The organism is Carboxylicivirga sediminis, from assembly GCF_018156225.1.
Lineage (GTDB): Bacteria > Bacteroidota > Bacteroidia > Bacteroidales > Marinilabiliaceae > Carboxylicivirga > Carboxylicivirga sediminis.
The window spans coordinates 72183-79690 of sequence record NZ_JAGTAR010000030.1 but is presented as its reverse complement, the minus strand read 5'-3'; the positions used below and the strand labels follow the sequence as shown (position 1 = coordinate 79690).

At 40.5% G+C, this 7508-nt stretch carries 8 protein-coding genes and 1 riboswitch; of the genes, 6 read left to right on the top strand and 2 right to left on the bottom strand.

Going from position 1 to position 7508, the window contains the following annotated elements:
• Positions 1 to 176: 176 nt before the first annotated feature.
• Positions 177 to 1253 (top strand): sensor histidine kinase, encoded by a 1077-nt coding sequence (locus tag KDU71_RS17505; protein WP_212192392.1) that lies wholly within the window; start codon positions 177 to 179, stop codon positions 1251 to 1253.
• Positions 1234 to 2004: a LytR/AlgR family response regulator transcription factor gene (locus KDU71_RS17500; RefSeq protein ID WP_212192391.1), complete on the top strand. Its 771-nt coding sequence runs from the start codon at positions 1234 to 1236 to the stop codon at positions 2002 to 2004. The genes KDU71_RS17505 and KDU71_RS17500 overlap by 20 nt, the downstream gene beginning before the upstream one ends.
• A gap of 173 nt (positions 2005 to 2177) precedes the next feature.
• On the opposite strand, the gene KDU71_RS17495 is transcribed toward KDU71_RS17500, so the two are convergent.
• Entirely contained in the window at positions 2178 to 2681 is a 504-nt protein-coding gene (locus KDU71_RS17495; RefSeq protein ID WP_212192390.1) for a TrmH family RNA methyltransferase, read from the bottom strand.
• On the bottom strand, positions 2682 to 4112 hold the full coding sequence (locus KDU71_RS17490) for a CCA tRNA nucleotidyltransferase (RefSeq protein WP_212192389.1): 1431 nt from the start codon (positions 4110 to 4112) through the stop codon (positions 2682 to 2684). It lies immediately after the preceding gene.
• Positions 4113 to 4268: 156 nt separating this feature from the next.
• Here KDU71_RS17490 and trxA (KDU71_RS17485) point away from each other — a divergent pair, with 156 nt between their 5' ends.
• The 4 genes from trxA (KDU71_RS17485) (at position 4269) to thiC (ending at position 7471) form a co-directional block, all read left to right on the top strand.
• A complete protein-coding gene (trxA, locus tag KDU71_RS17485) occupies positions 4269 to 4628 on the top strand; it encodes a thioredoxin (protein ID WP_212192388.1) in 360 nt (119 codons plus the stop codon).
• Positions 4629 to 4743: 115 nt separating this feature from the next.
• Positions 4744 to 5214, top strand: coding sequence for a thioredoxin (trxA, locus tag KDU71_RS17480; protein WP_212192387.1), 471 nt, complete (start codon positions 4744 to 4746; stop codon positions 5212 to 5214).
• A gap of 91 nt (positions 5215 to 5305) precedes the next feature.
• A riboswitch (TPP riboswitch) is annotated at positions 5306 to 5401 on the top strand.
• A gap of 30 nt (positions 5402 to 5431) precedes the next feature.
• Positions 5432 to 5635, top strand: a complete 204-nt coding sequence (gene thiS / locus KDU71_RS17475; RefSeq protein WP_212192386.1) for a sulfur carrier protein ThiS — start codon at positions 5432 to 5434, stop codon at positions 5633 to 5635.
• An 18-nt stretch (positions 5636 to 5653) separates the two neighbouring features.
• Positions 5654 to 7471, top strand: coding sequence for a phosphomethylpyrimidine synthase ThiC (gene thiC / locus KDU71_RS17470; protein ID WP_212192385.1), 1818 nt, complete (start codon positions 5654 to 5656; stop codon positions 7469 to 7471).
• The last annotated feature ends 37 nt before the right edge of the window (positions 7472 to 7508 follow it).

Genomic DNA, 7508 nt, shown 5'->3' with positions numbered 1-7508 from the left:
AGGAAAAGCTTAGAGTTTCACTTATAAATATTCATTTTCATCGTCATATCTGTTCACCATAGCTCGCTATGCTTTCACAAATATTCCTTGAAACTTAACATTTATAAGCGATTTGAGCCAGTAATTTTATGTCGAACTCAGGTTAATACTTATATTTAATTCTCTTTTTTTCACACATGAGCATCTACAGCGATATCTGCAATAAAAAATACAGCGTCAAAAAGACCTTCTATATTTTTCTGTCGTATGGCATTACCTCAGCCTTAATTGGCGTAATATTCTTAGGATTTGCTTGCCCCAAATGCCTGCTAAATATGCGGGCTGTAGGGCAAAATGCCGGTTACAGCCTGTTACTGGGTTATAGTCTTTTTAGCTTTGGCTTTATCTTCGGTTGGCTCGAGAATAAATATGTTGCCTGGATAAGTGCACCTATCAAGAGTTTAATCATTGTTTTGGTAAGCTCAACTATTTATAGCTCCCTGGTTATTTTTAGCGTCAACTGGCTTTGGCATTCATTATTGGGGCAAATACCGTTCAAAGAGTTTTATGCCCGCTATGCCTATATTATGTGGATTGAATTTGGCATTTTTTATTTCATCGCCCTATGGTTTTATGCACGCTCTTTCTTCATTCATTGGCGAAAAGAAGTTGAAAACCGGGAAAAGCTCAAACGACAGGCTTTGCAGCTTCAATATGAATCATTGAAAACACAGGTCAATCCACATTTTTTATTTAATAGTCTCAATGCGCTTACCACATTAATTGAGATGAATGTACCAGCTGCCAAACAATTTACACACGAGTTATCCTGCTTCTACAGGGACATACTACAATTAAAAAACAAAGAAATCATTCCTCTTGAAGAGGAAATACAAATTGTTAAACGGTATATCTACCTGCAGAAAATCCGTTTCGGAGACAATTTTACCTACCATATACCAGATATTAAGAGTAACAATCAGATGGTCATACCCTTATCTCTCCAGATGCTTGCTGAAAACGTATTTAAGCATAACAGCATATCCGCCAATAAGAAGGTCCATCTTGACATTCAGCTCTCTGATGATGAAGTTATCATATCCAACACATTTTACCCTAGAAAAGATAGTTCCAACTCTGGTACAGGACTTAAAAATCTGAATGAACGCATTCTTTACCTGACTAATAAACAACTTACTATAAAACAAGACCAACAATACTTTACCATTCATTTACCTCTAATCCAATTGGACAATGCGCATATTAATAGTTGAAGATGAACATCTGGCGGCTTCGCGCCTGTCGCAAATGATTAAGAAACTCCATCCTAATGCAGAAATTAGCAGTATCTGTGATAGTGTTGAGCTGTCGGTTGACTGGTTAAAAAACAATCCTCACCCCGATTTGGCCTTTTTTGATATTCAGCTGGGCGATGGCATCAGTTTCGATATCTTCGAGCAGTGCGATGTTCAGTTCCCGGTAATTTTCACCACAGCTTACGATCAGTATGCCATCAAGGCCTTTAAGGTCAATAGCATCGATTACCTGCTGAAACCCATCGAAGAAGAAGCATTGGGTGGAGCCATTAATAAGTTTTTGAATCAACAAAATAAGGACCTGACAAGCATCCATCACGCAATATTACAAACACAAACCCTCATACAGCAAAATAACTACAAAACCCGCTTTTTAATAAAGGTTGGTGAGCACCTGAGAATGATTAACTCCAATGAAATCAGTTTCTTCTACAGCGAAGAAAAGGCCACATTTTTGCGCACTCTGGATGGGCATAGTTATGCATTGGATCAAAGCCTCGACCAATATGAGATTCAACTCAATCCTGCTGATTTTTACAGGATAAGCCGTAAATACATTGTAAGAATCAGCGCTATTGCTGATATTATCAACTACAGCAACTCACGCCTTAAGCTTAAGTTAATAGGCATGCAGGCATCTGACGATGTAATTGTAAGTCGTGAGCGAGTTAAAGCATTTAAATATTGGCTGGAAGAAACGGCCGGATAAAAAGGAAGGGGAACATGTGCTCCCCTTTTAACCCTTAAAAAACTAACCCTAAAAACAAGCTGTAAAACAACCTGTTTGCTTTTAATATCTTATATCCTTGATTTCTGTAATTATCTGACAAATATAACTATTTGTTATCAATCTGTTAGCCACTTCACAAACAATTATTACACCTACATATTTTGTCGCATCCATTCAAAGAGACTTACAGCCGCCGCATGCGATACATTCATCGATTTAATTGACCCTGGCATTGGAATGTAAACAGCATGATGGCAACGCTTAAGTATCTCTTTCGACACACCGTATTTTTCATTCCCAAGCACCAGCAATAGTTTAACCGGCAATCGTTCAGTGTATAAATTAATGGCCCCTTCAGCTGTTTCCAATGCCACCATTTGATAGCCATCGGGCACCTCCAGGTTATCCAGGTTACACCATTCTACCGGCACATGCCCAATAGCAGCCCCGGCTGTTTTATTGACCTTACTCATTCGACAGCCCTCGCTGCCAACCACAATTACTTTTGAGGCGTTCACATTAGCTGCCAAGCGAATTATATTCCCAATATTCTCGGGTGTAGAGAAATTATCAGTAACAATGATTACATCAGCTCCATTAGCTATTTGCCCTTCATTTTCTTTATTGAAAAAGTATTTCGAATGTGTCTCGGGCATTTACTTTACACGTTTAAGTCCCATTGCTTCTGCCTCTTTTAGCAATAAAGCAAAAGCCTCATCAAAATTGTTGCCTATTTTCCCATCCAGAATCGCCTCCTTAATAATCGATTTTAAATCACCGATTTCTTTACATGGCTCTAATCCAAATGTCTCCATAATCACCTCACCGGTTACCGGAGGTTGAAAATTGCGTATATGGTCCTTCTCCTCAATCTCCTTAAGTTTTTGACGTACCACCCTGAAATTACGCATATAACGCTTCACTTTAGCCTCATTCTTTGAGGTGATATCAGCTTCACAAAGCGTCATTAAATCGTCAATATCGTCACCAGCTTCAAACAACAAACGACGTACTGCTGAGTCAGTTACCACATCCTCACTTAAAACAATAGGGCGCATGTGAAGCCCCACCATCTTTTGCACATATTTCATCTTCTCGTTGAGCGGCAGCTTCATACGACCAAAAATCTTTGGTATCATTTTCTGCCCGATGAAATTATGATTATGAAAAGTCCAACCGAGTTTTTTGTCGTAGCGTTTTGTGCGTGGCTTGGCTATATCGTGCAGAATGGCTGACCATCGCAACCAAAGGTTATCGGTATTAGGAACTATTCTATCCAACACTTCCAGCGTATGGTAGAAATTATCTTTATGTGCCCTGCCATCTACCTTATCAACACCCTTCATGGCCTGAAACTCGGGAAAAATAATTTCTAATAGGCCGGTCAACTCCAACAACTTAAAGCCTATTGAGGGTCTGTCTGCCATCACAATCTTATTCAGCTCATCGGCTATGCGCTCACCTGAAACAATATCAATTCGGTCTCTTTGAGCTTTAATTCCTTCAAAGGTCTTTTCCTCTATCCGAAAATTCAACTGGGTAGCAAAACGTATGGCACGCATCATGCGCAAAGGATCATCCGAAAATGTCACGCCAGGCTCTAAAGGCGTTCGTATGATACCGTTCTCCATATCTTCCATGCCATTAAATGGATCAACCAAGGTGCCGTAATCGCTTTTATTAAGACTCAGAGCTAAGGCATTTATGGTAAAATCACGGCGATTTTGATCGTCTTCAAGAGTACCGTCTTCGACAATGGGCTTGCGCGAGTTTCGCTGATAGGATTCTTTACGAGCGCCTACGAACTCTACTTCCAAATCGCGGTAACGTAACATGGCCGTACCAAAATTTTTAAATACGGTTAAACGAAGACCTCCCAGCTTTTTCGCTACCCTCTCAGCCAACTCAATCCCGCTCCCCACTACAACCACATCTATATCTTTAGAAGGTCTGTTCAGGTACAAATCTCTTACAAAACCACCTATTACAAAGGCGGGACAATTCATTTCATTACATATATCTCGAATGGCATGAAAAACAGCATGATTTAAGCTCTTTTCCACCCTTTTTTGTGCTTCTTGTATCATATTGCTGACAAAATTACAACATTATTATGGCATTTTGACCATTTTTGGCAGATATAGGGTTTGGCACAGTAATTGTTTTATCGACACATATACATTTGTAGATATTTAGAATTATTTATTAACTTTGCAGTATTCACAAACTAAAAAATAGAAATTATGGTACAACATTTGACCAACGAAACATTCAAAGAAAAAGTTTTCAACTATACAGACAGTAAAGAGTGGAAGTTTGAGGGAGACAAACCAGCTGTTATTGATTTTTACGCCGACTGGTGTGGACCATGTAAAATGGTAAGCCCAATCCTCGATGAATTATCAACTGAGTTTGATGGAAAAATAGACATTTATAAGGTGGATACCGAAACCGAGAGAGAGTTGGCTGGAGCATTTGGTATCCAAAGTATTCCTTCCATTCTGTTTATTCCGAAAGACGGACAGCCCCAAATGGCGCAAGGAGCTTTACCCAAAGACACCTTCATTAGAGCTTTTAAAGATGTTTTGAAAGTAGAAAAATAATTGACTGACGCCATAACAAGCTGTTAAAAGCCTGTTAAACTGGGTTTGGATAACAACTAATTTATAGGTAACGGAGTTTAACTTACAGATTGAGAAATAATAATTTGAAGAAGATATGAAGAAGATAGGTTTATTTGTTTTGATAGGCATAATAGCCACCTCTATAGCTGGCTTTGAGCTATATTCAACTACCAGCGATGAAGCCAAGGCTGCTAAAGAAGAAAACTCTGTTATCTATTTAGATGCCCAAAGCTTCAAAGAAAAGGTATTTGATTATGAAAATAATACCGAGTGGAAATATGAAGGCGAAGTACCGGCCATATTAGATTTTTACGCCGATTGGTGTGGACCTTGCAAAATGCTTTCGCCCGTACTAAATAACATTCAAAAGGAATACGATGGCAAGATTCAGATTTATAAAATCAATACTGACCAGCAGCGAGAGTTATCCGCCACCTTTGGAATACGAAGTTTACCAACCATTGTTTTTGTTCCTCTGAAGGGAGAGCCACAGGCAGCTATGGGATACCGCTCACAAAACGATTTAGAGACAATGATTAGCGAAATATTACAAGTAGAAAAGTAATTATCGCAATTAGATTATAAATTGAAAGCCGAAGATTTTTTCTTCGGCTTTTTTTTGTTTAGGAACTTATTTTTCGTTTACCTTTGGCCCATCAAATTATTCGGGGTGCCTTACTTTACAGGCTGAGATTACACCCATTGAACCTGATGCAGGTAATGCTGTCGCAGGGATATGAATGACTCTCTATTTGGCTTCCCGTATAAATGTTAGACAGACAATGAACATTTTCATCAACGGGCAAGCAACAGACATGCCTGATAACACATCAATTGACGATGTATTGCAACGCATCGGACAAATACAAACCGGCGGCATTGCCGTGGCAATTAACGACATGGTTATTCCAAAGAGTCAATGGGCCAAAGCTCATGTTTCTGACGGTGACAAAATTCTAATCATTAAAGCCAGCCAGGGCGGCTGATCCTTAACCTTTACAATTATGACTAAAAGCAAAATATCACAGGAAGGGCTGACTACCGGTCCTTTTCCTAATTCGAAGAAAATATATGAATTGGGCCAGATTCATAACATCAAAGTAGCGCATCGCAGCATTGAACTGAGCGATACCAAAACAAGTGAAGGTGAAATATTCCAGAATCCACCCATAACAGTTTACGACACCAGCGGTCCTTATACAGATCCTGATTATGTGGTTGATTTGGAAAAAGGCTTACCAAAAATTAGAGAACAGTGGATCAAAGAACGCGATGATATTCAGGAATTGGAGCAGCTAAGTTCTGAATATGGCCAGATGCGCCTGGCAGACAAAAAGCTGGACCATTTACGATTTGACCATGTGAGTAGCATGCCGCTTAAAGCCAAAGACGGACGCTGTGTTACTCAATACTATTATGCCTGTCAGGGCATCATTACACCAGAGATGGAGTATGTGGCCATTCGTGAGAATCAGCAGATTCAACAAGTGAAAGAAAGCTATCGCGAGCATCGTGGGCAGTGCTTTGGCGCGCAGATTCCAGAAAAGGAAGTAACCCCTGAGTTTGTAAGAGACGAGATAGCGGCCGGTCGTGCGTTTTTGCCTGCCAATATCAACCACCCCGAAACAGAACCAATGATTATTGGCCGTAACTTTTTAGTGAAGATCAATGCCAATATCGGAAATTCACCAACTACTTCATCCATCGAAGAAGAGGTGGAGAAGGCAGTTTGGGCAGTACGCTGGGGTGCCGATACTATTATGGATCTGTCAACAGGTGATAATATCCACGAAACACGCGAATGGATTGTACGCAACTCTCCGGTACCAGTGGGCACAGTGCCTTTATACCAGGCGCTTGAAAAAGTAAACGGCGACGTTGAAAAACTATCATGGGAAATATACCGCGATACGCTGATTGAGCAAGCTGAGCAGGGTGTTGACTATTTCACTATACATGCCGGATTATTATGGAAACACATTCCATCAACCATCAAACGCGTAACAGGTATTGTGTCACGTGGTGGTTCTATTATGGCAAAATGGATGCTTTATCATCACAAAGAAAATTTCCTGTACACCCATTTTGATGAAATTTGCGACATATTGGCAGCTTACGATGTTGGCGTTTCTTTGGGAGATGGTTTACGACCAGGTTCTATCGCAGATGCCAACGACCGGGCTCAGTTTGGCGAATTGGAAGCATTAGGGGAGTTAACGCAGAAAGCACGGGACAAATATGTGCAGGTAATTATTGAGGGTCCGGGACACGTACCTATGCAAGGTATTAAAGAAAACATGGACCTGCAGTTGGAACATTGTAAAGAAGCGCCGTTTTATACCTTAGGGCCATTAACAACAGACATCGCTCCCGGCTACGACCACATCACATCAGCTATTGGTGGTGCTATGATTGCCTGGCACGGAACAGCTATGCTTTGCTATGTAACACCCAAAGAACATCTTGGATTGCCGGACAAGCACGATGTAAAAACCGGTGTGATCACCTATAAACTGGCAGCTCATGCAGCTGATGTTGCCAAGGGTTTTCCTGGTGCGCAATTCCGTGATTTTGCCATGAGCAAAGCCCGCTTCGAATTCCGTTGGAAAGATCAGTTTTCACTGGCACTCGATCCGGAAACAGCAATGCAATACCACGATAAAACCTTGCCAGACGAAGGCTATAAGTCATCGCACTTCTGTTCGATGTGTGGCGAGAAGTTCTGCTCGATGAAAAGCACAATGGAGGTCAGAGACTTAGCTAAGAAGCTCGAAGATAAAAAAGAATTATTCAAAGAATCGGGTGGAGAGTTATATATGTAACGAATAACAGTTATTTTTGTGCCAGAATAAAACTAAA

Bases quoted from the DNA above. Each gene is read 5' to 3' on its own strand.
- KDU71_RS17505 (WP_212192392.1), top strand. From the start codon at position 177: ATGAGCATCTACAGCGATATCTGCAATAAAAAATACAGCGTCAAAAAG.
- thiS (WP_212192386.1), top strand. From the start codon at position 5,432: ATGAACATTTTCATCAACGGGCAAGCAACAGACATGCCTGATAACACA.
- trxA (WP_212192388.1), top strand. From the start codon at position 4,269: ATGGTACAACATTTGACCAACGAAACATTCAAAGAAAAAGTTTTCAAC.
- thiC (WP_212192385.1), top strand. From the start codon at position 5,654: ATGACTAAAAGCAAAATATCACAGGAAGGGCTGACTACCGGTCCTTTT.
- KDU71_RS17495 (WP_212192390.1), bottom strand. From the start codon at position 2,681: ATGCCCGAGACACATTCGAAATACTTTTTCAATAAAGAAAATGAAGGG.
- KDU71_RS17500 (WP_212192391.1), top strand. From the start codon at position 1,234: ATGCGCATATTAATAGTTGAAGATGAACATCTGGCGGCTTCGCGCCTG.
- trxA (WP_212192387.1), top strand. From the start codon at position 4,744: ATGAAGAAGATAGGTTTATTTGTTTTGATAGGCATAATAGCCACCTCT.
- KDU71_RS17490 (WP_212192389.1), bottom strand. From the start codon at position 4,112: ATGATACAAGAAGCACAAAAAAGGGTGGAAAAGAGCTTAAATCATGCT.